The organism is Desulfosarcina sp. BuS5 (assembly GCF_028752835.1).
In the GTDB taxonomy this organism is placed as follows: Bacteria; Desulfobacterota; Desulfobacteria; order Desulfobacterales; family BuS5; genus BuS5.
Genome location: NZ_CP087952.1, coordinates 3345153 through 3371648 on the forward strand (window position 1 = coordinate 3345153; position 26496 = coordinate 3371648).

At 42.7% G+C, this 26496-nt stretch carries 26 protein-coding genes; 9 read left to right on the top strand and 17 right to left on the bottom strand.

The window, feature by feature from the left end; genetic code table 11:
• The first annotated feature begins 118 nt into the window (after positions 1-118).
• Entirely contained in the window at positions 119-1882 is a 1764-nt protein-coding gene (locus BuS5_RS16250) for a formate--tetrahydrofolate ligase (protein WP_027354108.1), read from the top strand.
• A gap of 91 nt (positions 1883-1973) precedes the next feature.
• On the opposite strand, the gene purB is transcribed toward BuS5_RS16250, so the two are convergent.
• Positions 1974-3326: an adenylosuccinate lyase gene (purB, locus tag BuS5_RS16255; protein WP_027354107.1), complete on the bottom strand. Its 1353-nt coding sequence runs from the start codon at positions 3324-3326 to the stop codon at positions 1974-1976.
• Between the two features lie 363 nt (positions 3327-3689).
• Here purB and BuS5_RS16260 point away from each other — a divergent pair, with 363 nt between their 5' ends.
• From BuS5_RS16260 to recD, 6 genes are all read left to right on the top strand, one after another.
• Positions 3690-4058 (top strand): hypothetical protein, encoded by a 369-nt coding sequence (locus BuS5_RS16260; protein WP_274427812.1) that lies wholly within the window; start codon positions 3690-3692, stop codon positions 4056-4058.
• Positions 4059-5197: 1139 nt separating this feature from the next.
• A complete protein-coding gene (locus BuS5_RS16265) occupies positions 5198-5785 on the top strand; it encodes a 2-oxoacid:acceptor oxidoreductase family protein (protein WP_035265547.1) in 588 nt (195 codons plus the stop codon).
• 159 nt (positions 5786-5944) lie between these two features.
• Entirely contained in the window at positions 5945-6256 is a 312-nt protein-coding gene (locus BuS5_RS16270; RefSeq protein WP_198012260.1) for a 4Fe-4S binding protein, read from the top strand.
• 212 nt (positions 6257-6468) lie between these two features.
• The gene (locus tag BuS5_RS16275; protein ID WP_051374818.1) at positions 6469-7713 is read left to right on the top strand and encodes a hypothetical protein; all 1245 of its coding nucleotides are present in this window, start codon (positions 6469-6471) and stop codon (positions 7711-7713) included.
• Between the two features lie 4 nt (positions 7714-7717).
• Positions 7718-8641 carry a thiamine pyrophosphate-dependent enzyme gene (locus BuS5_RS16280; RefSeq protein ID WP_084446012.1) on the top strand — a complete coding sequence of 308 codons (924 nt, stop codon included), beginning with the start codon at positions 7718-7720 and terminating at the stop codon, positions 8639-8641.
• Positions 8642-8646: 5 nt separating this feature from the next.
• On the top strand, positions 8647-10476 hold the full coding sequence (recD, locus tag BuS5_RS16285; RefSeq protein WP_027354101.1) for an exodeoxyribonuclease V subunit alpha: 1830 nt from the start codon (positions 8647-8649) through the stop codon (positions 10474-10476).
• A 79-nt stretch (positions 10477-10555) separates the two neighbouring features.
• Here recD and gspD read toward each other — a convergent pair whose 3' ends face one another.
• From gspD to gspE, 13 genes are all read right to left on the bottom strand, one after another.
• Entirely contained in the window at positions 10556-12625 is a 2070-nt protein-coding gene (gspD, locus tag BuS5_RS16290; RefSeq protein ID WP_027354100.1) for a type II secretion system secretin GspD, read from the bottom strand.
• A gap of 5 nt (positions 12626-12630) precedes the next feature.
• Positions 12631-13263 carry a hypothetical protein gene (locus tag BuS5_RS16295; RefSeq protein WP_027354099.1) on the bottom strand — a complete coding sequence of 211 codons (633 nt, stop codon included), beginning with the start codon at positions 13261-13263 and terminating at the stop codon, positions 12631-12633.
• Position 13264: 1 nt separating this feature from the next.
• Positions 13265-13843 carry a type II secretion system protein GspM gene (gspM, locus tag BuS5_RS16300; protein WP_027354098.1) on the bottom strand — a complete coding sequence of 193 codons (579 nt, stop codon included), beginning with the start codon at positions 13841-13843 and terminating at the stop codon, positions 13265-13267.
• A gap of 104 nt (positions 13844-13947) precedes the next feature.
• Positions 13948-15363 carry a pilus assembly protein PilM gene (gene pilM, locus BuS5_RS16305; protein ID WP_027354097.1) on the bottom strand — a complete coding sequence of 472 codons (1416 nt, stop codon included), beginning with the start codon at positions 15361-15363 and terminating at the stop codon, positions 13948-13950.
• Positions 15353-16336, bottom strand: a complete 984-nt coding sequence (locus BuS5_RS16310) for a general secretion pathway protein GspK (RefSeq protein WP_027354096.1) — start codon at positions 16334-16336, stop codon at positions 15353-15355. Before BuS5_RS16310 ends, pilM begins: the two co-directional genes overlap by 11 nt.
• On the bottom strand, positions 16333-16974 hold the full coding sequence (locus tag BuS5_RS20255) for a type II secretion system protein GspJ (RefSeq protein WP_338000292.1): 642 nt from the start codon (positions 16972-16974) through the stop codon (positions 16333-16335). Before BuS5_RS20255 ends, BuS5_RS16310 begins: the two co-directional genes overlap by 4 nt.
• Positions 16971-17384, bottom strand: a complete 414-nt coding sequence (locus tag BuS5_RS16320) for a type II secretion system protein (RefSeq protein WP_027354094.1) — start codon at positions 17382-17384, stop codon at positions 16971-16973. Before BuS5_RS16320 ends, BuS5_RS20255 begins: the two co-directional genes overlap by 4 nt.
• A 4-nt stretch (positions 17385-17388) precedes the next feature.
• Positions 17389-17889: a prepilin-type N-terminal cleavage/methylation domain-containing protein gene (locus BuS5_RS16325; protein WP_027354093.1), complete on the bottom strand. Its 501-nt coding sequence runs from the start codon at positions 17887-17889 to the stop codon at positions 17389-17391.
• Positions 17882-18316, bottom strand: coding sequence for a type II secretion system major pseudopilin GspG (gene gspG, locus BuS5_RS16330; RefSeq protein ID WP_027354092.1), 435 nt, complete (start codon positions 18314-18316; stop codon positions 17882-17884). The genes BuS5_RS16325 and gspG overlap by 8 nt, the downstream gene beginning before the upstream one ends.
• A gap of 157 nt (positions 18317-18473) precedes the next feature.
• Entirely contained in the window at positions 18474-18746 is a 273-nt protein-coding gene (locus BuS5_RS16335) for a type II toxin-antitoxin system YafQ family toxin (RefSeq protein WP_027354091.1), read from the bottom strand.
• On the bottom strand, positions 18746-19006 hold the full coding sequence (locus BuS5_RS16340; RefSeq protein WP_027354090.1) for a type II toxin-antitoxin system RelB/DinJ family antitoxin: 261 nt from the start codon (positions 19004-19006) through the stop codon (positions 18746-18748). The genes BuS5_RS16335 and BuS5_RS16340 overlap by 1 nt, the downstream gene beginning before the upstream one ends.
• Positions 19007-19134: 128 nt before the next feature.
• The gene (locus BuS5_RS16345) at positions 19135-20349 is read right to left on the bottom strand and encodes a type II secretion system F family protein (RefSeq protein WP_027354089.1); all 1215 of its coding nucleotides are present in this window, start codon (positions 20347-20349) and stop codon (positions 19135-19137) included.
• Positions 20350-20363: 14 nt separating this feature from the next.
• Entirely contained in the window at positions 20364-21899 is a 1536-nt protein-coding gene (gspE, locus tag BuS5_RS16350; RefSeq protein ID WP_232223064.1) for a type II secretion system ATPase GspE, read from the bottom strand.
• Positions 21900-22326: 427 nt separating this feature from the next.
• On the opposite strand from gspE, the gene BuS5_RS16355 reads away from it, so the two are divergent.
• On the top strand, positions 22327-23682 hold the full coding sequence (locus BuS5_RS16355) for a transposase (RefSeq protein ID WP_274427813.1): 1356 nt from the start codon (positions 22327-22329) through the stop codon (positions 23680-23682).
• Between the two features lie 187 nt (positions 23683-23869).
• Here BuS5_RS16355 and BuS5_RS16360 read toward each other — a convergent pair whose 3' ends face one another.
• Complete coding sequence (locus BuS5_RS16360) at positions 23870-24013, bottom strand: hypothetical protein (protein WP_274427815.1); 144 nt, start codon at positions 24011-24013, stop codon at positions 23870-23872.
• A 422-nt stretch (positions 24014-24435) separates the two neighbouring features.
• Positions 24436-24681, bottom strand: coding sequence for a peptidylprolyl isomerase (locus tag BuS5_RS16365; RefSeq protein WP_274427816.1), 246 nt, complete (start codon positions 24679-24681; stop codon positions 24436-24438).
• 204 nt (positions 24682-24885) lie between these two features.
• Here BuS5_RS16365 and BuS5_RS16370 point away from each other — a divergent pair, with 204 nt between their 5' ends.
• Positions 24886-26247 (top strand): transposase, encoded by a 1362-nt coding sequence (locus tag BuS5_RS16370; protein WP_274427817.1) that lies wholly within the window; start codon positions 24886-24888, stop codon positions 26245-26247.
• A 34-nt stretch (positions 26248-26281) separates the two neighbouring features.
• Here the strand turns inward: BuS5_RS16370 and BuS5_RS16375 are convergent, their stop codons facing one another.
• Positions 26282-26461 carry a hypothetical protein gene (locus BuS5_RS16375; protein ID WP_274427818.1) on the bottom strand — a complete coding sequence of 60 codons (180 nt, stop codon included), beginning with the start codon at positions 26459-26461 and terminating at the stop codon, positions 26282-26284.
• Positions 26462-26496: the final 35 nt, after the last annotated feature.

Genomic DNA, 26496 nt, shown 5'->3' on the forward strand with positions numbered 1-26496 from the left:
TTAATGAAAAAATTTATTTTGAACGTAAAATTATTTGAAAACAGAGCCAAAAAAATAGAAAATAAGTTTCATCGGGTTGTTAAACTTTTATTAAAAACGATTAAGGAGGATTGAGTAAATGGCTTATAATGCAGTAGAAATGGCTGACTGGCAGATTTCTGAAGAAGCAGAAAAAAACATGCCGATGCCGGACGAATGGTTGGAAAAGTTAGGTCTTGAAAAGGAAGAAATGCTTCCCATGGGCAGGCTGGCAAAACTCGATTTCCTGAAAATTATGAACCGCCTGAATGATAAACCGGACGGAAAATATATTGAAGTTACAGCTATTACCCCTACTCCACTTGGAGAAGGTAAAAGCACAACTTCTTTAGGCCTCATGGAAGGTCTTGGAATGCGCGGCAAAAATGCCGGGGGCGCTCTTCGCCAGCCTTCAGGCGGCCCGACAATGAACGTTAAAGGTACCGCAGCCGGAGGAGGAAATTCTCTTCTCATTCCCATGACTGAATTTTCCCTCGGACTGACCGGTGACATCAATGATATCATGAATGCCCACAATCTGGCCATGGTTGCCATGACATCCCGTATGCAGCACGAGCGCAACTATAATGATGAGCAGCTTAAAAGACTGACCGGCATGCGTCGTCTCAATATTGATCCGACCCGGGTTGAGTTGGGCTGGATCATAGATTTCTGCGCCCAGTCCCTGAGAAATATAGTAATCGGCATGGGCGGTCGTTTTGACGGATTTACAATGCAGTCCAAGTTCGGTATTGCTGTTGGTTCCGAATGTATGGCCATCCTGGCTGTTATCAGGGATCTGGCTGATTTGAGAAAACGTCTGGATGAAATTACGGTTGCATTCGACAAAAGCGGCAATCCTGTAACAACCGGCGACCTTGAGGTCGGCGGCGCAATGACCGCATTTATGCGCAACACCATTAACCCGACCCTTATGTGTACCGCAGAATATCAGCCATGCATGGTTCATGCCGGTCCTTTTGCAAACATCGCTGTTGGTCAATCATCTATTATTGCAGATCGCGTCGGGCTGAAACTTTTTGATTACCATGTAACCGAAAGTGGTTTTGCGGCTGATATCGGTTTTGAGAAATTCTGGAATGTAAAATGCAGATTCAGCGGTCTGAAACCCCATGTATCAGTTCTTACAAGCACAATCAGGGCACTGAAAATGCACGGCGGCGGACCCAAAGTTGTAGCAGGGAAAGCTTTGGCTGATGAATATACCAAGGAAAACATCGGCCTGCTTGAACAAGGATGCGAAAATATGGTTCACCATATTAAAACCATCCGCAAATCTGGCATCAATCCTGTTGTATGTATCAACCGTTTTTACACGGATACTGACGCTGAAGTTGCTGTTGTAAGAAAAGCAGCCGAGGCCGCCGGCGCCCGCTGCGCTGAGTCCAGACACTGGGAGCTTGGCGGTGAAGGTGCTCTTGAATTCGCAGATGCGGTAATTGAGGCCTGCGAGGAAGGTAATGATTTCCAGTTCCTCTATCCGCTTGAAATGAAACTCCGTGATCGCGTTGAAAAGATTGCTACGGAAGTTTATGGAGCAGATGGAGTTTCCTGGTCACCGGAAGCTGAAGCCAAGGCAAAGATGCTGGAAGGCGACTCAAAATATGACGATTATGCCACCATGATGGTTAAAACACATCTCAGCCTGACACACGATCCGGTGGTCAAGGGCGTTCCCAAGGGCTGGACTCTCCCGATTCGTGACGTTCTGATTTATTCCGGCGCCAAGTTCCTCTGCCCCTGTGCAGGAACTATCAGCCTGATGCCTGGTACAGGTTCCAACCCGGCTTTTAGAAGAATCGACGTTGACACCGATACAGGCAAAGTAAGTGGATTATTCTAAACAAATCTGCTTTTTGTAAAGTTTGACCTGTTTTAAAATTGAAAAGGGTTCGAATTATTTCGAACCCTTTTTTTTATCTCAATCTGTTTTTCTAAAAATCATAAACGCCGGTATAGTTGTCCGGTCTTATTTTACGCAATTCTTCCTTGACGGCATCTGCAACATTCAAAGATTCAATAAATTCGGAAATACTCACTTTGTCAATGACGGCGTTGGTTCTTGTCAGCTCCTTGAGCGCTTCATAGGGTTTTGGATATCCTTCCCGCCTTAAAATCGTCTGGATTGCCTCTGCTATAACGGCCCAGTTTTTTTCAAGATCGTTTTTTATCGCATCCCGGTTTAAAATCAGCTTGTTCAGACCCTTGGAGAGTGACTTTAAAGCAATCAGAGTATGTCCAAAAGGGACCCCGATATTCCTGGTAACTGTGGAATCGGTAAGATCCCTCTGGAGCCGTGACACAGGCAGTTTCATTGCAAGATGATCGAAAACGGCGTTTGCAATGCCTAAATTTCCCTCTGAATTCTCAAAATCGATAGGATTCACCTTATGAGGCATGGCTGAGGATCCAACCTCTCCTGCCTTTATTTTTTGCTTGAAATACTCCATTGATATATATGCCCAGATATCCCGGTCAAGATCGAGCAGTATTGTATTGATACGCTTCAGGTTATCAAAAAAAGCAGCAAGATTGTCATAATGCTCTATTTGGGTTGTAACTCTCAGCCTGTCAAGACCCAGGGTCTGCTCAACCAGCGTATTCCCGAATGATATCCAATCAATATACGGATAAGCCGCATGATGAGCATTAAAATTACCCGTTGCCCCACCGAACTTGCCTGAAAACGGAATAGTTGCTATTAATTTTTTCTGGTTAAGAAGCCGTTCGACAAATACGTAAAACTCCTTTCCAAGACTCGTGGGTGATGCCGGCTGTCCATGTGTTCGGGCCAGCATGGGCACATCTTCCCATTTATTTGCCATGCTTTTAAGCAAGTTAATATTTTCATCAAGCGCCGGTTCAAGCACTTCCTGCCAGGCATCTCGCACGAAGCAGGGGAGGGCTGTGTTGTTGATGTCCTGTGAGGTAAGTCCAAAATGGATAAATTCCTTAAAATGTTCCAGCCCGAGTCTGTCAAATCTCTCCTTTAAAAAATATTCCACCGCTTTGACGTCATGATTTGTGATCTTTTCAATATTTTTAATCTTTTGAGCATCATCAATGGTAAAATTTTTGTAAATTTGGCGCAGGGATTCTGTCATGCCCTGATCAAAATCCGCTAACTGCGGCAGCGGCAGATCGCACAGGGCGATAAAATATTCCACCTCCACCATAAGCCTGTACTTTATAACAGCGCTTTCGGAAAAATAATCCGCCAGCTTTTCGGTTACCCGGCGATATCGCCCGTCCACCGGACTGATTGCGATTAATGATGTAAATTCCATATAAATATATTCCATAGGGGTTAAAAGGTTATTAAATGATATATTGGTTTCTAAAACTCCGATATAAGGATCGAAAAAAAACTCATTTTTTAAAAAAAATCAACATGTTGATTTTGCATCGTATTTTTTAATTCTGTCCTGCAAGACGGTTCTCAGTTGTCCAGGAGGGCGTGAGTGCACAATCACACGCAAACCATGGAAGAGGGGTATGCATCAAATAATAAAAGCGCTTCTATGTCCAACGGGAGGCGACAATAACTACTTGAAATCATTAAAAATTTGGCGACCTCTTGTTTGGCATGCTCTCCAATTTGTGATTAATATTTTGCATGGCTTCGAGGGAACAATTACAAAACATACTCTATGAACAACTTTTTTGGCACACCGCAGAGCGGGATGACGGCAAGATTGCAGGCCATCTTTTTCATCGCCACGAAATGGACGTGGTCTATCCCAATGGATGAGGCTACCTTGTTTGATTCCTTCTTCAATTATCTGCAGGGCATTCAAGTATTTCCTTTTCTGGAACATCTTGATCCAAAAAATCAACGAAGAAAAAATATCCCTTTTGCGCAGATACTTCTCGTTTACTTAATGAAAGTCGTCGGGTCAATCAAAAAAATGGATCAAATGACCGATTTATTGCTCACTGATGAACTCCTTATGAGCATGTGTGGCTTCAATGCATATCAGGTAAAAAATGGTAGCTGTGATACGATTCAAATAGTGTAACGGGTCTTTTCAGCGAAAAGTTGCAAAATACTGTAACGCTCATTCGGACTGAATTCAGCAACCAAATTTTGTCCCAAAGGCGGGGTATTCATAAGATTTTCAGGACGGGGTACGGCCGCGGAATACCTTCCCTAAAACCGTTACAATATTTTGACAGCATGGGCGTTACACTATTTGAATCTTACCAAGCTGTAAGCGAGGCGAAAAACTCCGCGAGACTTATGCGCCTGAATTCAAAGGTACTTTATGTCAATACCGTTGCCAAATACATTGTCAGCATTTCTCCCAGAAAAATTGATTTTTTTTTCAATCGCTGCATTGAACAATTGGCCGCAATTCCCGACGTAAAGCGTTCTTTAGAGGATATCCTCATCAGCATCCAAATTGTCGGGAATTTATGTAATATAATACTCTAAAAAACAACAATAAACCATAAATGCCATATAAAATTTCGCTATACACATGAGCTTAGACCAAAATTGTCAATTCAAGCACATAGCTATCCATCAGCCCTCACATTAATATTTTTTGGCCTATTAGAAGTAATTGAAAATAATGCTTTGCAGCCACAAACTGCAGCAGATGCATTAGGAAGTGTTATGCATATCAATCAGTTGTTCCAGGAGTTGAGTTTATATGCCATAGAGTAATGCCCTAAAAACAGCCTCCATTGATTTAACTATGAAGCATTTAAAATAAGATCTTATCTTTTCCCATAAGGAACTTTTGTTTCCTGTTTTTTTCCATACGGACTGAAATAAAGGGCAGCACAGTTGCTGAGTTTGATCGACAAGAAAAGCCAGCATCATTAGCATTGTAAAAACTGGAGCTAAATATTTTTCCCCAAGCCCGTAATTGTGTTCAAGATTATAGCCCTGATTTTTAAGGGTGTTGAAGGTCTCATTTTCTATTTTCCAGCAAGCCCGACCGCCACGCATGATTATATATACATTTTTCCTGGTCAAGGTAAAATCGGTTATCCATGTGTTATGATAAGTTACATTATCCCTACTTCGCTGTTTTAGAGAAGCAAATATTATTTTGACATATTATGAGTGATATGTTATGTTTATTCTCTTGCGGTATGCGATGATACACATACCAAAGAGGGTCTCATATCATATCATAGGAGAGGTTATATGGTTATTGAAAAAACTAAACTGCCCAATAATGAGGTCACTTTTTTCAGCCGGGGAGGCCAGGGGGGCATCACCGCCTGTCAGCTCCTTGCTGAAGCGGCTTTCGAAGACGGATACAAGGACGTCATGTCTGTCCCGCAGATTGGAGCTGAACGGCGCGGGGCGCCTATCCGGGCCTTTTTAATAATTTCACAGGACGATATTCGCACCATTTCCGCTGTCACAAATCCTGATGTGGTGCTGGTTTTTGACGAAGCAATGTTAAAATTGCCGCCTATTATAAGTGCGATTCCAAAAAAAAATTGTAAAGTAATTGTGAATGCTGAAAGTTTAAATGAAAATAGCGGTCTTTCCAAAAATATAGAACTTTATACGTTTCCCGGAACCAGCATCGCAATGAGGCTTGATTTGACACTTGAGGGTTTCCCGCTGGTAAATGTGCCTATTCTGGGCGCCTTTTCCGGGGCCACTAATCTTGTATCGATGGATTCAATAGAAACAGTCCTGAAAAACAAGTGGAAAGCCAAAGCTGAAAAGAATATTGAATCTATTAAGTTGGCATATGAAAAAACCGTAAGGGTATATTAAAAACTGTATCTATAGATTTTCAAATAAATAATTTCAATGCGTTATCGGTCGTCGGAGTAGAGACGCAAAATTTTGCGTCTCTACAACCTCTATCTTTGTGCCAAATTTTAAAATCGGGTAATTATCTGAAAATCTATAGCAGGGAGGAATATTTGAGAAATGGGAAAACCAGATAATAAACCGGCAGCATCTTCCGGTTATTCTTCATGGAGGGAAATGCCGGCTGTTCCGGTTTCTGTTCCGTGTAAAGGGAGCATAGGCGCAACCGGCGAATGGAGAACCTTTCGTCCGGTACTGGATGCTGAAGTATGCATAAAATGCGGGATCTGTTATTTATATTGTCCGGATGGGGTTATTATATATAAAGAGGAGTCGATTCCCGAAATTGATTATACCTATTGTAAAGGGTGCGGAATCTGTGTCACGGTGTGTCCTAAAAAGGCATTGGGTATGGTTCGGGAGCAGGAATAATTATCGATTTTCACATAAATAATTTTACTTGGTTATCGGTCAAAATCTTCGGTCAACGTACTACCAGTACGCCTCCCCCCAGGTTTTTCCTTCTATCCTTGTGCCAAATTTTAAAATCAGGTAATTATCTGAAAATCTATATTTCTGATAAATAAATTTTTAAAAAAGCGTATAAAAAATTGAGACCCAGATAGAGTTAGGATGAAAAAAAAATGAATAATGAACAGGAAAAAGAACAGACAATTATTATGTCGGGCAATTACGCGGCTGCCTGGGGAGCTAAATGTTCCAAGGTTAATGTTGTAAGCGCGTACCCGATTACACCTCAAACAACTGTTGTTGAAAAACTGTCTGAATTTGTTGATAAGAAGGAGCTGGATGCCAATTATATCCGGGTGGAGTCTGAACACTCGGTTATGGCGGCGCTGGTGGGAAGTTCCATGACAGGCGCCAGGTCGTTTTCCGCTACTTCCGGCCAGGGCTTGCTCTACATGACAGAGATGCTTCACTGGGTCTCTTCTTCGAGGCTTCCGATTGTGGCTACTATTGCCAGTCGTGGAATTGCCCCTCCGTGGAATATTTGGGCTGATTATACCGATATTCTTTCAATTCGGGATTGCGGCTGGATTATACAGTTCGCCTCGACCCATCAGGAGATATTCGATTCGATTCTGATGGCTTATAAAATAGCGGAAAATCCTGAAATTAATTTGCCTTATTTTATTGTTTATGGGGGGTTTGTTCAGAGTCATACCAGCAAACCGGTGCGAATTCCTTCCCAGAAACTGATTGATGATTTTTTGCCTCCGCCGCCAAAAGCCGGGTGGGGTCATCTTAATCTGGACCCTGACAATCCTATCACCCATGGTAATCTAGTCATGCCGGAACAAGAGTATCTTGATTTCCGCTTTTTGATTCAGGATGCCATGGTTAAATCGAAAGAAAAAATAAAAAAGACAATTCAGGATTTTAATACGGAGTTTGCCAGAGATTACAATGGCCTTGTGGAACTATATTGCTGTGAAGACGCAGATGTGGTGGTGATTGCTTACGGCGCGCTGGCAGAGCAGAACAAGATTGCAGTGGATCAGTTGCGTGCTAAAGGGCAAAAGGTCGGATCATTAAAACTTAGATACATCAGGCCGTTTCCAACTGATGAGTTGCTTGAGCTTTTTAATGGCGTGGTTGAGGTGATAGGAGTAGCAGACCGGGGTACGGCCTTTGGTAATCCCACGGGTGGTCCGATATCGACCGAAGTAATGTCCTTATTGTGTCGAGCCAGGCGAAAGGTAAATGCCCTTCCGTGCATTTGGGGAATTGGCGGACGTAATGTTACGGTTGAAGATCAGATCGGACTCTATGAAAAATTGTTGCGTATTAAAAACAAGAATGAATATCCCACCGATGAAACATGTCAGCACGGCACTGTATGGATGGGGCTGAAGATTGGAGCATAGGAGTATGGTTTCAGTTAAGGAATTGATAAAAATCGAAAGCACAAAGCCGGAATTATTTTTGGCAGGCAGTTCGGCATGCGCAGGCTGTTCCTCTGTCCTGGCTTTGAGATGGGCATTGAAGGCTCTGGGTGCGAGGACTGTTATTGTATCTCCGGCATGCTGCGCCAATGTATATATCGGCCTGTGGCCTAAAACATCACCGGCAGTGCCTTATATTAATATGGCCTTTGCGGCCGGCGCTTCCGCAGCAGCCGGCATAGTCGCAGGGTATGAATCCCTCGGCAAAAAGGATATCAACGTTTTAACATGGGCCGGTGACGGCGGTACCGTGGATATCGGCATCCAGGCCCTGAGCGGCGCCATAGAGCGTAATACTAATTTTATCTATGCCTGCTATGATAATGAAGGCTATATGAACACGGGCACCCAGCGCAGTTCTTCGACGCCGAAGTACACGATGACAACGACAACTCCCCTGGGCAAACATATGCATAAAAAGGATGTCGCCCAGATAATTGCGGCACATGATATACCTTATGCGGCAACCTGTCTTGCAACCGATCCTGTTGATGTATACAATACATTTATGGAGGCTAAAGCGATTCACGGCCCCAAGTATATTCATATACTTTCACCGTGCGCGCCCGGATGGCGTTTTGATGTTTCCGAGACCGTAAAAATTGGAAATCTGGCTGTTAAATCAGGTTTTTTTATTTTGTGGAAACAGGTGAACGGCCGCATGGAGGTCAAGAAAAAGAGTCTCAGGGTGCTGCTTAATAAGGATAAGCGTGTTCCGGTGAAAGATTATCTTAAGCCCCAGGGAAGATTTCGTAAACTGACTGAGGAGCAGATCTCGGAAATGCAGGACTGGGTCGACAGGCGTTGTGACCGGATGGCCCGGCGTTTTAAGAGTGAATCAGATTTGTAAGCGCCATGGGTGCGGGCGTATTTGAGTATTCCGGATTATTTAATTCAATAGATATAAGGTTCGCAAATTTTATTGCGCGAATTTCCGAAAATAATGATCCGGATATCTTACTGGGGGCAGCGCTTGTCAGCAATGTCACGGGAGACGGGAACGTTTGCCTGGATCTGGCATCATTTGCCGGCCGGGCGCTTACTGAAATGTATCAGGCCGAAAGTGCAGAAAAAGCTCCCCCGGTTGTTTGCCCTGAAATTTCAACCTGGCGCAAAAAGCTTCTTTCCATTTCCGCTGTAGGCCGTCCCGGTGATTATTGCCCGCTTATCATGGACGATGACAGGCTCTATCTCTATCGTTACTGGGAGTATGAGAAAAAGCTGGCGGATTCCATCAGGAGTAGAGTTCTTCCGCAATCCTGCAATAAAATTTGTGACAGGATAAATTTTGATTTTTTAAACAAGACTCTCGCCTGGTTGTTCCCTGGGCAGGAACAGGCAGGTGACCGGCAGCGGGCGGCTTTGATTAATGTTGTTTTTAACAATTTTACCGTCATAACAGGAGGCCCTGGAACAGGTAAAACCACTGTTATTACAAAGATTATAGCCATCCTCCTTGCGCTTGCAAAAGGCGGGCGGTTTAAAATTTTGATGGCCGCGCCTACCGGAAAAGCCGCGGCCAGGCTCTCCGAATCGATAACAGCTTTTAAAGAACAAATCGACTATCCCGATTCTATCAGGCATATCAGGGACGCCATCCCCACGGAAACATTCACCATCCACAGGATGCTGGGTACCATTCCTAATTCCCCTTATTTCCGGCATAATTCCGATAACCCCCTTTTAGCCGATCTTGTTATTATTGATGAAGCTTCAATGGTCGATCTGGCACTGATGTCCAAACTTGTGCAGGCTGTGCCGGACAAGGCAAGGCTCGTGCTTGTGGGAGACAAGGACCAGCTTGCTTCCGTGGAGTCCGGCTCCGTGCTGGGCGATATTAGCAGCCACGGCGATACCGGCGCTTCTCCCATTCGTAATGCGATTATCGATTTAAAGAAGAATTATCGGTTTTCGGAAAATAGCGGAATCGGAAAATTGAGCCGCTGTGTCAAGAACGGCGATGCAGCCGGAGCTCTGGCGGCATTAAAAAAAGGGGAGGGTGTTATATGGAAAAAGATAAATCAGGCCCCGGCCCAGGGCCCTTATGATATTTTAGAGCTTCATGATAATTTAAAAGAATCTGTTGTTAAGGGCTTTTCCGGTTTCCTGGAAACTGATGATCCGGATGAAGCCATAGCAAAGCTAAAAGCGTTTAAAATTTTATCTCCGGTTAAACAAGGTCCTTTTGGTGTTTTCTTTTTAAACCGGATTGCGGAGCAGATTCTGTTTGATGAGGGTCTTATTAAACCGAATAATAGATCATCGGACCCATGGTACCCTGGCCGGCCTGTTTTAATCACCAGGAATGACTATAACCTTCAGCTTTTCAACGGCGACATCGGGATCATCATGCCAGCCTACGGCTCAAAAACTGATCGGCTGTATGCCTTTTTTTCGGATCATTCAGGGGGCGCACGGCGGTTTTTACCATGGATCCTGCCGGAGCATGAAACGGTCTTTGCCATGACGGTTCACAAGAGTCAGGGCTCCGAATTTGACGATGTCCTTATGATCCTGCCTGAAAAGGATACGCCTGTGCTGACCAGGGAGCTGATATACACCGGGATTACAAGGGCCAGGCAGAGCCTGACGATACTTGGAACGGAGGCAGTCCTGAAAGCCGCAATTTCACGTAGAATCGAGCGCGCATCCGGACTGCGCGACTACCTCTATCCTGAAACCTGACACCCGAAACCTGTTATTCAACAAGTTTACCTTCGTTCCCAGGCTCTGTTTGGGAACGAAGGTAAAACCTTGACACCTGTCATTCCTGGAACTGCTCCGTCCCTTTCAACTCCTCTTTCAGTTTGCCGAGCTTTTGCTTGAATTCTTTGGTTACATGATCCACATCGTCCGAATTGATAATAACTGTGGGTGTAAGGACTATCATAAGCTCTGTTTTCGAGATTTCATCCTTGGTATATCCGAAAATAAAACCTAAAACAGGTATATTGACCAGAAAAGGGATCCCTCTTCTTACACGATCTCTTTTTTGTCTTATCAGCCCTCCGATGACGATAGTCTGCTTGTTCTGCACGGTCAAGGTCGTTTCCGCCGCTCTTTTAAAAAAAACAGGATACGATCCCCCACTTCCAACGGTAACATAGTCCTCCATGACTTCACTTACCTCCTGCTTTACATCCATGGTCACCAGCCCGCGTTCATTGATGTGCGGCATAACTGTAAGGATAATGCCGGTGTCACGGTATTCTATCGAGGTCTCTATCACGTCCGAGTCCCCGGTATGGGTGTATTCTGCCGTGGAAATAGGCTGTTCCGTAGTAATTTCGATTTTCGCTTCTTTATTATCGGAAGCTAAAACCGAGGGGGTCGAGAGTACATTCACTTTGTTGTCTTCTGCGAGGGTATGCAGGGTCATCACCAGCTTATCGCTTTTTTCGATTACATATTTAAGTCCCTGCTTAATACCGGCGGCGCCGGCGGCGACATCTATGGCTGTCTCGGTTCCTCCCATCCCTTTTGATGATTCAGAACGTAAGGTTGAGTAACTCCAATCAATGCCGAGTTCCAACCCGTCGCCCAATTGCACTTCCGCAACCATGCATTCGATCAGGACCTGTCTGGGCAGCACATCCAGTTTCTCAAGCAGATTTTTTATAATTTTGTAATCCGAGGGGATTGCTTCTATAATCAAAGCATTCCTTGTTTCATCCGCTGTAATATAGATCTCTCCCTTTAACGAACCGGAACCTGTTTTTTCAATGTTGGTTTTAAGCGGTTTTCTGGGAGCGGTTTTCTTTTCCGGCTCATTATCAGCGCCGTTTTTTTCTGTTTTGGTACGTTCTTTTTTATTAAAAATTTCTTCCAGCAGGTCATGGAGATTTTCGGCTGCACCGTTCTGGACTGCATAAACGTAGATTCTTGGTTCAACATCCGGGCTATCCGTATCGATTGCATTAATGAATTCGTCAACGGTTGCAAAAACGTCCGGCTTGGAGCTTACCGCCAGGATCGCATTAAGATGATCTATTACAATAAATTTAATCCCGGTATCTTTGCTTTTCATGTAACTTGCCGAAAAAGCATCGTCAAGATTTTTACTCAGATCTTTTGCGTCCACATTCTTTATGGGGTATAATTTGAAATTCAATTTTTTAAAGACGTCCACATCAAAAACGTCTGTTATCATGAGGATTTTTTTGATATTAGCCAGTCGGTCGACTACAAGCAGGATGTTGGTCGGATCGTGGGAAAATATTGACCCGGCTGCGGAAAGGAAGGGCTGAACTATTTTTTCCACCTCGGCCGCAGTAACATATTTAACAGGTATGACCTGAATCAACATGTCTCCTTTTAATAGAATATCCTGCTTTTTAATCCCTTTTTCTTTTGAGATTAACTTGCGCGGGATATTATCGGCCGTGGTGATCTGGTATATGCCGCTCTCTTTAACAGCGGCCAGTCCGTTTATTTCCAGGATTTTAAAAAAAACAGGCAAGAGATCTTTTTTATTCAGTTTTTCGGATATATGGATTGTAACCGTGCCGCTGATCGAAGGATCCACAACATAGTTGATTCCCAAAAGCTCTCCAAAAGACTTTATAACCTCGAAAATATCAGCATCGTCAAAGTTAAATACAATCCCTTTATCATTGCCGGGTGAATCATTTTCTGCTGCCGTAACAGCATCGTCTGCATCATTAGACAGAATAGGCTCGCCTTTTCCACGGATAAGTTTTAAAGCAGGATGATTCTGCAGGCTTTCGGCCGGTTCGGCGAATGTTGTTAAGGCCTGGCAGAGTATAACGACAGCAACGGCTGCAAGCAAAAAAATCAATTTGAATATTCTGTTTTTTTTTGAATAATTATTCATACAGATTAAGCACCTTTTTTTCGGATAGCACTTTTTTTCAGTTTTGGGAGCCTATTCAGCAGCTTTGCCCTTTTATACGCAGGTTTTCTCCCTTTAATCTTTCTGTATTTTTTCGGAGGTTTTTTCCTTAGTTTCGGGTTGTCCGGGTCATTGAGAAGAATTTCCGTCTTTACGCTGTGATCTGTTAAAATTACACGATCCGGAAATATTTTCTCCACGGTATATGATCCTATCTTTTCACCCGTTTTAACCCATTCCGGCTTTTGTCCAGCCGTTTTGCGGGTTCTTAACCCTTTAGTCCTTTTTTCCAGAATTAATGCTGATTTGTCGTTATTGGATATAAGTATTCCGTAGAGAATACATTTAGTGTTCGGTTTATATTCTTTAGCTTCGGCTTCTCCTGAAGCGGCGGCTCTTCTGTCCGGGTTAAAAATGTCCTGGTCTACAAAAGCTTGATAATAATTAAGGGAGGCTTTTTTTCTTTTTATTAGCCTTTTACTATATCCACTTGTTTTTTTGGCAGGTTCAATTTTAAAGGTATCCTTTTCCGTCCCCAGCCATACTTCACTTATTTTTACCGAAATGAAGATTACAATAATTGCCAGGAGTATATTTACAGGAAGAAATTTTGTTTTCATTTTATTTTTTCATATATCCTGTAATCGTCAGGGTTGAGTTGATTTCATAATTATTCTGCTTATCCCGGAAGCGTGTTCTTTTTTTTCTCACCCTTACTCGAAGCTCCTTGATTATCAGGTAAGTGGGGGAACTTTCGATCCTGTAAAGCATATCCCTTAATGATCTGGTGTCTGAAACAATATTATATTGAACCGGCAGCATGGTGTAATAATCAGTAACAACCGGATCAAGAATTTTCATGCTCTTAAGCTCGACCCCGCTCTCTGTAACTATTTTTTTGAGCCTGTTTTGAATTTCAACCGAGGCCAGGGCCGGCGTATTTCCGCTCAACAGACCTGCGCAGGCCCTGGTAAGCTCTTTCTTGATGAACGACAGCTTATAAGTCAGATCGGTTTTCCCATATATTACTTTCTTGTACCCTGACAGCATTTTATGCTTTAATACGATCTCTTCTCCTAACCGGTCCACATAGAGAAAGGCCGGATGAACAATATATTTGTATATTGTCATTATAAGGAGCAGTATCCCGCAAAGGATAAGATATTTACGTTTTTTGTCTGCTTTAATTTTCAGTTTCATTATTCAGTTTCAGTTATCAATTTCCATATAAAAATAATTTCACTGCGTTATCGGTCGTCGGAGTATTATAATACGCCTTCCTCCCTCCGGCCTTGTAAAATTAATTATTTGAAAATCGATAGAGACATACCTATTTTGAATCTTTCCTTACCGCTTCTATCCTTAACAATTGTAGATTTAAAACTTACATCGCTAAACATGGGAGACTGCTCAAGAACCGGAATAAGCCCTGATGCTGTATCGGCATAACCTTCTATCTCCACTGTTCCGTTTTTGCATGTAATATTTTTTACCCATGCGGTTTTGGGTATAAGCGTAGCAAGGGTATTGATAATTTTAAGCATTGATCTGTTATTATGGCTTAGCCTGTTAAGGTGTTGCAGGTTGTTCTCGATCTCATTCAATTCTGTCCGGAGATGCTCCACTTGTTTAAATTCTGGTTTAAGAGCTGCGATTTCAGCATTCAGGCTGTTAATTATAATCTTCGCTTTAACAAGGGAACTTCCCGACCATCCAACGGCGGATATAATGGATAAAATAAAGAGGATAAGGAAAATATTACGTCCGGCCCGGCCCGGTTTTTTTAAAAAACCTGCAGGAGCCAGGTTGATATCAATGGCTGCTTCGGCAACCCCTTTTACTGTAAGTCCATAAGCTGTTTCAAACCCGGCCGGAAGCGTATGAGCACTTAGAGAGTTATAGGAAACCGTATCCACCGCTCCTTTTGCCTTGATTAATTTGTAAAGGTACTCATCCGCGCCTGACCCGGTTAGTGTCAGGCTTAATTCGTCCGTCCTGTTATCGGTTTCATCTGTTTTGGGGAGGAGTATCAGGGTTGCGGCATGCAGTTCATTAATGAGTATTTCCGCGGTTAAATCCTGATTTTTTGTATCTGCTTCAATATATTTGGAATATATAAGCATATCCCTTTTTTTTATGTTAAGTTCAATATGGTCGCTGCGGATATCCGCAATGGCAAGATATGGATGATCATGGCCGGCGGGCCGGTCATAAGATAATGAGTTGACCAGGGCTGTTGAACTTATCTCTATGCCGGAAAAATACAAGCCTGCTTGGCGGCAGGTTTCGAGAATGGTGTCGACTATATTCTTTTTGACGGCTACAACAAGAATATTAATTTTATTATTCCTGTTGTCTGTTTCTATAACCTGAAAATCGAAATAGATATCATCGGAAGCAAAAGGAAAATATTTTTCAATTTCATATTTCAGCGTGTTTTCAAGGTTTTCTTTCACCGCCAGAGGAAGTTCAATATATTTCAGCAAAACGGTATTGCGTGGCAGACCCAGAAAAATGGTATCAGGTTTAATGCTGTTTTTGTTGATGAAATTTTGAATCAGCTCCGGATAAATTTTACCGCTTTCATCTTCGTTTTTACCTGTTTCCACAGGAAATATTTCGTGCTCTGCAAAGACAATTTTTTTAAATGATTTTTTCAGATGCACAAAAACCAGGCAGTTATCCCTGATATCTATTCCCAGACTCGATTCAAAAAACAAATTGATCCTCCACAAAGTCTGTCCATCGAATAATACGGTACCCCTTATCAGAGGCTGCATCTATTTTTATCAAAGCGCCTATTCCCTCCTTAATACTGCTGCCTGCAATCCCGCCAAAAGATTCTATCGTATAAAAGGGTGACAGATTGAGTGCAATGTATGATTTTATGCTTAAATAAATATCAGGATCTATGATATCGTTTAATTCGGCTATACTTTTAATCTTTTGTTCGCCTCTATATTTTATTATTTCCTTCGCGGCAGGTCCAGTCATTCCCGGAATTGAGAGCAGCATCTTTTCGGAGGCGGCATTTATATTGATCTTGCCGGTTTCGGAATAGATAGTCACCATACTCTCAAGTCCGCCGTAAAAAATTGCCTTGGTGATGCCCTTTACCAGCAGAAGTTCTTCGACAGAATCAAAATCAGCGTCTTTGCATTCATAGGGATTATCCAGGGACTGGTAATAGTCATCTTCGGCGCCGTTTAAATGGTGAAGATTATCCTTGTCCCGCCAGTCAAGAATCGAGTCGGTTATGACATCTTTTTCATTTTCATCAATATCAAAGGTGTTCAGGAGCATCATAAGCATGCTTTTAGCGGCTTTGTTTATATTTATCTTCCCGCTTTCATTTGTTATGGTAACTTTATACGCTCCGGTTCCAAAATCTACAGGAGCAATATCAGCCCCGACCCTCCATTCGGTTTCATTAGTTTCATCGCTTTCTTCCTCTGGCGGCAAAACCTCAGGCCGGGAATGTTTTCTGATTAATAATTCAGCCACAGCCCTGTTTATGCCTGCAAGCGCAATGTAGTAACTTTCGGCGCTCTCTTTAAAGTTACGGGTAATATTAATCTCGGTTCGCATGGCATGGCAGAACTCTCCCACAATGACCGCCAGCAGAGCAACCAGCCATAATACGACAAAAAGCGCAATGCCGTTTTTATTATTTAAAATTTTAAATTCGGTCATTTGGCCGCTTCTGCTAAAACAGGAGCAATTATTTTGATCGCTTCTTTTTCAGGGCCTGTTTTCAGTATCAATTTTACAGCGTCCGGCAATGCCCCTGTCTGTTCGGCGTCCCATTCAGGATGCCATGCCCCGGGCTCATCATCTTCGGTTGAACCGAAATACTCAAAATCAAGTTCTTCAATCCCAGGCAGAAGGGGTGTAAACTCTGCTTCATCATCGATTTCCGAATCCTGCGCAAGCACAGGATTGACTTCCTCAAAGAATTGAAGCTCCTTTTTTTCGGTTTTTGGGTTGTTTTGCACTGTGTATTTTACATGCACAAGCCCTTTCCGGCTTCCCGGCATTAAAGCTATTCCTGAGACAAACTCCAGGGAGTTGTTTTTTCCGTTAAAGAGTATCGATTTTTCCCCGTCCTTTTGGATCTCGAAGAGATGGGTTGATTTTATCTGGCGTTTTAACAGGTCGAGTACAATCCGGTTTCTCTGGCGATAATCAATATCGGCTTCCCCTTTTTCCCAGGCCCGGATCCCGACTCTTAACCCGCCGAATACAATTGCGATACTGACTGCAAAAATAGTAATGGTGATAAGAAGTTCTATAAGGGTAAAACCGTTTTCATTTTTAAGCGGGTTTGTCAGCTTTCATCCTCTTTTTTGACTGTTTTCAACGTTTGCAGAAGAACCTGCTTTCCTGTATCATCCTTTCTGCTTACCGATACCTGAATTTCGTAAACCTCAACCGGAACCTTGTTGTCGTCGCCGGCAGTCAGGCTGAAAGGCGTAATCTCGGCCTGCCATTTGTAATCATTATTAAAATCTCCTTCTGTTATCTCTGTTGAGTCCTCTTTATCCAGCAGCAGCTCCTCCATTTTTTCCCGGGCCAGAAATATGGCCTGGGTATAATCGCCTGCTATTCTGCTGGCTTTCAGTCCGCCTGAAAAGAGCTGCATTATAGTTACCAGGGAGATCGAAAGAATAACCAGGGCGACAAGGATTTCTATTAATGTAAATCCTGCGGCTGCTCTGCATTTCCGTAATATGCGATGCATATTGTCAATTCACTATTGTAACAATTCCGGTGATGGAATCCAGATTAATATTATATTGCTTTTCCCTGGTTCCGGCCAATGTAATCAGCCCTCCGCTGCAGCTGCCATTGGGGAAAAAAGTAATTTTGAATCTGCCGCTGTCGATTTCCTGATCCCCGGATACGATTTTTTCCATGTGTACCCCATCGGGAAGTTTATATGTTTTTAAATCAGGCTCATCCGTTTCTCCCGGTTTTTCAGGGGCCTTTTTTTTGTTTTCTACGGAAATAATATTTGCAGCAAAATCTATGCCCGCAATATAAGTTGTTTTCTGGGTTGCAGCCTTGTTCCGGCAGTACCTGAGAGCGGATGCGGTTTTTTTGGCAGCGGTTTTTAATTCCATGTTCGAAAGGCTGCCGCCGATTACCGGAACCACCAGAACCGACATAAGCCCGATAATTATCATTACAATAATAAGCTCAAGCAGCGTAAACCCTGGAGAAGATATTTTTCCTTTATCATTCATCGATGTTTTTCCAGTTGACAATATCCTTGTTTTCACCCTCGCCGTCGGCGGTCCCGTCGGCTCCGAAAGATATAATATCGTAATCGCCATTTTCTCCAGGTGATTGATACTCGTAAGGATTACTCCAGGGATCGAGGGGAACTTTTTTGGGAATATAAGGTCCGTCCCATTTTTCGGAATCGGCCGGTTTGGTCCTTAGTGCTTCAAGCCCCTCCTCGCTGGTGGGATAGCGGCCCATATCTAGCCGGAAGGTATCCAGCGCAGTTTCCAGGAGTGAGATCTGGGCCTTGGCGGCTTTTTGTTTCGATTTACCTACCTTGCCGAACATCTTTGGGCCGACCAGCGCGGCCAGAAGCCCGAGAATAACCATTACAATCAGAATCTCGATTAATGTAAAACCTTTTTTATTGTATAATACTTTTTGCATATATAACTCCTGAACTTTTTACGCTATAGAAAGGGTACGATGCATCGTGCCCTACGTAAACTCTCGTTCCCAGGCAGAGCCTGGGAACGAAGGTAAATATCATTATAAATTTCTATTAAATTTCCTTCTAATTCATTCACCGTCTTACCTTGACTTTTTATTTCTGGAATAGGTCAGAGTGTGTTCCCGTACGTTCGAATATGACGCGGCCTTCCTCTTTCTTGTAAATCAGGAGCCAATCGGATTCAATGTGGCACTCTTTACGCCCTTGCCAGTTACCGATTAACTTATGGTCTCTATGAATAGGATCAAGGCTTTCTTCTTCGATCAAGAAGCGGATGATTAATTTAATTTTTTCAAGTTTTTTTCCTCGTTTCTGCATCCGTTTTACATCTTTATCAAACTGGCGAGTAAATACTGGAGCAGGCATCAAATACCGAGTTTTCTAAACATGTCATCAGTGTCTTCGCAAAGAATCAGATCACGTCCAGCATCGGTGTTTGCAAATGTCCGGCGTGTGGTCTTATTGGGAATTGCGACTTCAAAAGGAAGCCCACCCCGCAACTCGACCTGCTTATAGAAAAGTGTAATCGCTTGAGTTGTGGACAATCCAAGTCTGCGAAATATATACTCTGCCTTGTCTTTAAGCTCGGGTTGTATCCGTGCTCTTATGGTTGCTGTTTTGCTCATAATTCACCTCCATTTATACTTAATAGTGTGGCACAAACGGGGTACTTTGTCAATAAACCTGTAATGCTCTGTACAGGAAAAAAAGGTTATCCCTTTGCATACGTTGACTCCGGGCGGTGATTCGTAATTCAAAACGGCATATCATTTACGCTGAAGATCGCCATAAGCATGGAGATCACGATAAAACCGATTGCCAGGCCCATGACAAGAATCATAGCCGGTTCCAGGAGGCTGATCAACCTTTGTACCATATTTCTGACTACGCCGTCATAATTATTCGCTATCTTGAGCAGAAGTTCATCGAGCCGGCCGGTCTCTTCCCCGACTGTTACCATCTGCACGGCCAGGGTTGGGAAAATATTGCTCTCTTTCAGCGGTTTGGATAACCTTTCTCCTTCTTTTACCTGCTCATAAATTTTATCCATGGAGCCTGCAATAAATCTGTTGCCGATAATATCTTTAACCAGCCTGAGGGCCTCAAGAATCGGCACTCCGCTTTTGATCAGGGTTCCTAGCGTTCTTGAAAACCTGGCCACTTCCAGGTCTTTGATGATTTTTCCTGCCATAGGCAGTTTAAAAAGAGTCGTATGAAAATTCAGCCTCCCTTCAGTGGTGTTGATATATCTTTTGAACAGGAAAAAGGCTGCGCCCAGGAGCAATATGATAAGCCACCAATATATCCTTAATATAGCGCTTAAACCAAGCAGCAGGGCTGCCGACGCAGGGATGGCCTGGCCCATATCGGCAAAAATAACCGAAAACCTTGGTATTACAAAAGTGAGGAGGATAATCATGGAGATGCCGCCGACAAAAAACAGCAAAAGAGGATAGACCATCGCGGATTTGATATAATCCAGCAGCTCCTGGGAATTTTTTAAAAACTCGGCCAGTTTTCCTAATATCAGTTCCAGCACGCCCCCTGCTTCTCCGGCTCTGACCATATTAACATAAAGCGGAGAATAAATATCCGGATATTTTCCCAGGGCATCCGATAAATAACTTCCTCCCTGCACATTTTTCAGGATATCTTTGATAATACCCTGAAATTTTTTATTTTCTGTAATATCAACGAGTATTGCAAGACTTTTGTCTATCGGAAGCCCGGCATTCAATAGAGTGGAGATGTCCTGGGTAAAGTACATTACGTCCTGACTGGAGACCCGGTTAAAGAGAGCCATAAAGCTGTTTATTTCGGCCTTGCCCTCTTCAAAATGTTTTATTCTTATGGGAATATATCCCAGTTTATGAAGACGTCCGACAAGATCCTTTTCGCTGCCGGCATCCATCGATCCTTCAATAATTTCTCCAGCGCTGTTTGTGGCCCGGTATGAATAAATAGGCACAATAGCTTCCTTTTTCAACTCTCTTTCAGGGTTGCCTTCAATACTTCGGGGATGGTGGTCAATCCGGCTTTCACTTTTTCCAGACCCTGTTTTCTAAGGGTTGTCATCCCTTTATCGATCGCTATCGCCCTGATTTTGTCCAGATTCGATTTTAACATGATCTCTTTCTTGATATCATCATCAACTGCCAGATATTCCAGGATCGCCACTCTCCCGATATAACCGGTATGCCGGCATTGCTCACATCCCCGGCCGCGGAAAAAAATAATATCATCGGCTTTGTTTTTATTGATCCCTATCTCAGCCAGCATACTTTCCGCCGGATGATAGGCCTCTTTGCAATGGGGACAAATTCTCCTGACCAGTCTTTGGGCCAGAACGCCTGACAGGGCTGATGTAAGCAGGTAATTCTCGACCCCCATTTCGGCCATTCGTGCGATTGCGCCGGTGGCATCATTGGTATGCAGGGTGCTGAAAACAAGATGGCCGGTCAAAGCGGACTGGATTGCGATTTCAGCGGTTTCAATATCCCTTATCTCCCCGATCAGGATAATGTCGGGATCCTGGCGCACAATAGACCTGAGACCGCTCGCAAAGGTTAAACCGATTTTTGGATTTATCTGGATCTGGTTTATCCCCTTAAGCTGATATTCGACAGGATCTTCAACGGTGATGATTTTTTTTTCAGCGGAATTCAATTTTGAAAGCGAAGCATACAGGGTGGTGGTTTTTCCGCTGCCGGTAGGGCCGGTAACGAGGATGATGCCGTAAGGCTGTTCTATCAGCTTGTTGTAGCTGGTCAAGACAGCATCGGGAAAGCCGAGTTCCACAAAGTCGAGCACCAGCGACTCCCGGTCCAGGATTCTCATCACCAGGCTTTCACCAAAGAGCGTCGGCACCGTCGATACCCGGAAGTCGATCTCCTTGCCCGCAATTCTAAGTTTGATTCTTCCGTCCTGGGGCAGACGTCTTTCCGCAATATTCATTTTGGCAATGATTTTAACCCTTGATATTATTGCAGCCTGAAGACGTTTGGGTGGAAACTCGGCGTCAAGCAGCACGCCGTCAATCCTGTATCTTATCTTGAAATCCTTTTCAAAGGGCTCAAAATGAATATCGCTGGCCATCATTTCCACGGCCCTGGTAATGATTTTGTTGACCAGTTTTATTATCGGAGCCTCGGAAGCCAGGTCCTTGAGATGGTTGATATCCTCATCCATTGCAGAGAAATCTCCGCCATTAGTTTTGTCCATCTCTTCGATTATCTTTTCCACGGACTGGGCTCCGGCACCATACCCGGTTTCTATGGCCTCCAGGATCTCATCCTCCTGGCCGATAAAGATATCCAGCTCAAATCCAAAAGCTAGCTGGATGGCATCTATGGTGTAAAAATCATACGGATCGGCCATTACGATTCGCAATCTGTTATCTTTCAGCTCAAAAGGATAGAACCTGGACTGCTTCATGAACTCAACCGACAGGTTTTTATCCAGGATCGCCTGCTCTTTATGATAATCTTCCAGCGCCAGCCGCGGTATTTCTTTTTGCATGATTTCAGGCATATGTTTTTTTGGAGCGACAAGTTTAAACTTGAGGTTTTTTTAATTTTTCTGCAAATTTACATGATTGTTGTCAAGGGTTATATTTATTATTTTGAATTTAAAGCGGTATAAGCTTTGTAAGTATCATAACGGCAACAATTATGCCAATATGAATAATGGATTCTAAAACTCCGATATAAGGATCGAAAAAAATTGCATTTTTTTAAAAAAAATTCAACATATTGATTTTGCACCGCGTTTTTTAATTTGCCATACAATGCTGTTCTCAGGCGCTCAGGAGGGCGTGAGTGCACAATCATATACAAACCAGGGAGGGGTATGCGTCAAATGAAAATTGTCCATAACTACTTGAAATTATTGAGGATTTGACGACCTCCCATTTGACATGCCCTCCGATTTGTACTTAATATTTTGCATGGCTTCGAGGGAACAATTACAAGACACACTCTGTAAACGACTTTTTTGGCACACCGCAGAGCGGAATGACGGCAAGGTTGCAGACTACCTTTTTCATCGCCACGAAATGAACGTGGTCTATGCCATGGATGAGGCTACCTTGTTTGATTCCTTCTTCAATTATCTGCAGGACATTATTGAAAATTTTTTCAATCGCTGCATTCAACAATTGGCCAAACAGGGACTTTTCCCGAAAATCATAAAAGGTTCCTGTGATTGCACTTTGTATGAAACCACCGCCAAGTTCGAGGGCTGTGGTAAAGTCAGTCTTAAACGCAAGGTCAAAGCCCGCGGCCGCCGGAACAATGGTGAACTCAAAGAGGTCAAAATTTCACTTTATGGCTGGAAGGTATGGGCCATTTATGAAATAGAAACCGGCATACCTCTGGCTATCAAGATCGATACTATTGAAAAACCGGACAATCGCCATGTCCTTGCAGTGTTAGAACAGGCCAAAACAAATGTAAAACCGTTCAGCATAATTGACTCGCTGGTGCTCGACCGCGGATTCCTCGACGGGAAGGTTCTCTACGAAATTGATCTGCAGGGCATTGAGTTTGCTATTCCTTTGAAAAGAAATATGGAAGCCGCCAAGGATGCTCGTCAGTTGGCGTTAGATCATGCCAGCCTTCCTCCTGTAACCCGTGAGATTTCAGTGCCTCGTGGTTACGGCAAAAAACGCTATATTGAAAAAGTACAAACCACTTTGATGGCAATACCTGACCTTATGACGTGTGACTGGTTCAACCCAAAAGGCTCCAAAGCCAATACTACTAAAAAAAACTATGAACCCATTCCTCTCAATGCAGTCGTTGTCAAAAAGTGGGACAACCAGGTTCCCCCGCCCGATAAGCAGGTCGTTTTCATAACCAACATCGACGTAAAAGATCCCTTCATAACTTTTGACCGCTATGACGACCGAAGCCTCATGGAAAATAGACTCTTCCGTGAGGTTAAACAAAACTGGCACTTTGAACACCCGCCTAAAAAAACAAAGGAAGGGGTTTATGTTCAAGCATATATGACCATGGCCATGAAAGCTCTCACTACTGCTTTCCTGAAATGGCAGCAAGATCAACTTAAATTGGAAGCCTTGGGCAAACCAGGGACCTGGCAGATGTACCGCCGAAAGCTTAAGGTCATCAATCGGAACAAATTGATTGTCTTTGCAGACGACTACTTTGGCATCTTCCCGTCACATGAAGTTTTCATGCTGGCAAATGTTTCTGTGCGCGATACGGAAAAAGAACTCAATATCACTCGAGACCAAATCTACGCCAAGTATACTGAACTGGTGCACGATAAAAAATCCTAAAAAAAAAACAAAATTTTTTGCAGCCAACATGTCTTCGCCATATTCCTTATATCGGAGTTTTAAATATGACGCAAAACAAAGGTAAATAAAAACAATGATATGTTATTCTTTTTTTCATGATTTTTTTCCCTCACATTTCAAGGCCATTCCTGAGTTGAAATATAATCGGGAAGGATTTGCCGGGTTTTTATAAACGTTCTTTATGAATTTGAATATCTGCTTCCTTCTTAAGCCTGGATGTCATTTCATTAAAGGCTTTTATTTCTTTTTTTCTCAAGAGTGTTCTTTTAATTTCTTTTTTAACTTTTTCAAGCGGTTGATAAGTATTCAAATACTGTAACGCTTTTTTTCGAGGTCCTTTTCAAGGTAGGATCTTTATCTTTTGTGAAATCAGTCGGTTAGAAAAATATTGTAACGATCAAATAAAATTTCATTTTTAGCCATAGAGCGCTAAAATGAAAAACATAAGGCAGTTAATATTTATCCAATGAAATAAAATACTTAGGAGTAATTAATGCGGCTACAAAAAGAAAATGTCTCCAATTGGAGACAAAGTGCAAATCCTGTAAATTTAGCTTTTTCGAATTTTTTCGACAGATAACATGTTATTTTGATCGTTGCAAGTATAATTTCAAAAGCCGGGTAATGCGGCGGGATAAGCTGGGTACTTTTTTAAATTTCAGCTGGATAAGCGGCGGGATAAAATCCAGCCAAGGCGTTACATTATTTTGTCATTGATTCGGGGGTAAGGCGTTACACTATTTGAATCTTAGCAAGCGGTTTAAAATTCTGGGGTATTATTTTATCCACCCTGAGGATATGGAAACCAAACCTGGTTGTTACTATTTGACTGAATTTACCCGGTTCAAGTGTAAAGAGAATATCCTCTATCTCAGGCAGGGATTTACCCCTCTCAATAGTGCCCATTTGTCCCCCTTCAAGAGCCATGGGCAGATCTATGGAACGTTCCTTTGCAAGTTGCAATGAAATCAGCTCCATTTTTCAGATCTGCAAGAGTCTTTTCAGCCTCTTTTTTGGATCTTAGCAAAATATGCCGCGCCTCCACTTTGGGCGGGATTTCAAAGTTATGACGATTTTTATTATAATCTCAAGTTTTCGAAAAATAATAGTAGACAAAATTAACAAAACGTGTCAAAATAGTTTGGTTCATTTTTTTTCTCACATATACATCAAGGAGAACAAATGAAAATTCCATGTGCCAAACGGCTTGGTTTTGTTGTAAGTGGTCTCTCTTTTCTTCAACCCGCACTGACGAATGCCCAGATGTATGACTTTACCTTGGTTGCTACAGCATTAATATTAGGGTCACGTCTACATCTTACTGAAATTAGCTGTATGTTGCTGAAAGAGAAAGCAGTGAGCACACTTTCCTATCTTTTTTCGAATGCAAAAATTTGTACAGATGAATTGCAAATGCTCTATTTGCTTCAGACACTCAACACATACAAAATTTCTCATGGCTATTTCATCATAGATGATACCATGAAACATCATACCAAATTTTGTAAATGGATTCATGGTGTTTTCATATTGTTCGATCATGCACTTGGAACCAATTTAAAAGCAACTTGCATTGTTTTCCTCTATTATAGTGATGGGGCACTTATCAAATTCCCCATTGCTTTTCGAGTATATCACAAGGGAACCGGTACTCTTATGCCTTGGCAACGCGGTAAACGGTGTGACTGCATAACCAAATATGATCTTGCAGTAGAAATGATGGAGTGGGCCATATTAAAAGGGTTTCCAAAGTGTATTGTTCTTGCCGACTCCTGGTTTGGAATATCGCCATTTATCAAGGAGCTTAATCGGCTTAATCTTGACTATGTGCTTGAGATAAAAGCTAATCTCAAGATAAGAGAATCATGCAAAGAACCAAAGTTAACTCCAAAGGGACGATTAGCAAAATATCAATACGATCTTGTTGGATTAGCAAAATATTTTGAAAAAATAACAACCTTTGTTCGTTGTGGATTTCCTGCCGACCCGGAAACAGGTCAAAAGGAAAAAGCACTTTACATAACCAAGGCTTCAACAGTTCGCTTGAATGCCATACCTGGCAAACATCGAATAGTTGAAAGTCACGACCCTGCCACTCAAACCATCAAGTATCTCCTCACCAATTGTCTCACCTGGGAAGCCACCAAAATCATTTCTGTTTATAGCCACCGCTGGGTTATTGAGGAGTTTTTCAAGAATGCAAAGCAGTTGTCCGATATGGAGGGAGCCACTATCAGGAGTGAACAAGGCGCAACACTAGCGTTGTACCTGGTGTCCTGGATTGACTTCCTCCTCCATTTGGAGAATTACAAGCAATGCACTGTTGGAAAACTGCCAAAGGAACCATTAACGATTCCTTCAATAGTTCGCCGAGCGCAAAACGAAAATTTGGAAGCGTTTGTCTTGCGAGTACAATCCAATGAGGATTTCGTTAACAAACTGGTTGAATTCAGCAGGGCTAACATGAACCGCAATCGTAAGAAATACAAAGAGTTAGTTGTTATTAATGGGGATGTTACTGCTCCTATAAAAAAGGCCGCATAGCAAAAAATATGCCAGATGTCAATTTTTACAGGAACTATTTTTCGAAAACTTGAGTATAATATTCTTTTATCTCATCATCACTCACCTTGAGCCGTTTTCCCATATTAATTTTAAGGAAACGAGTGACAATCAGGTCATCTTCAAACCTTTTAAGCAGTTCAACTATCTGTGGCTCTTTTTTCAGCGCTTGAGCGGCTTTATTAGTCAGTATCAACTGGCGGCGAATAAGATTTTTAAGCAGTTTTTCCT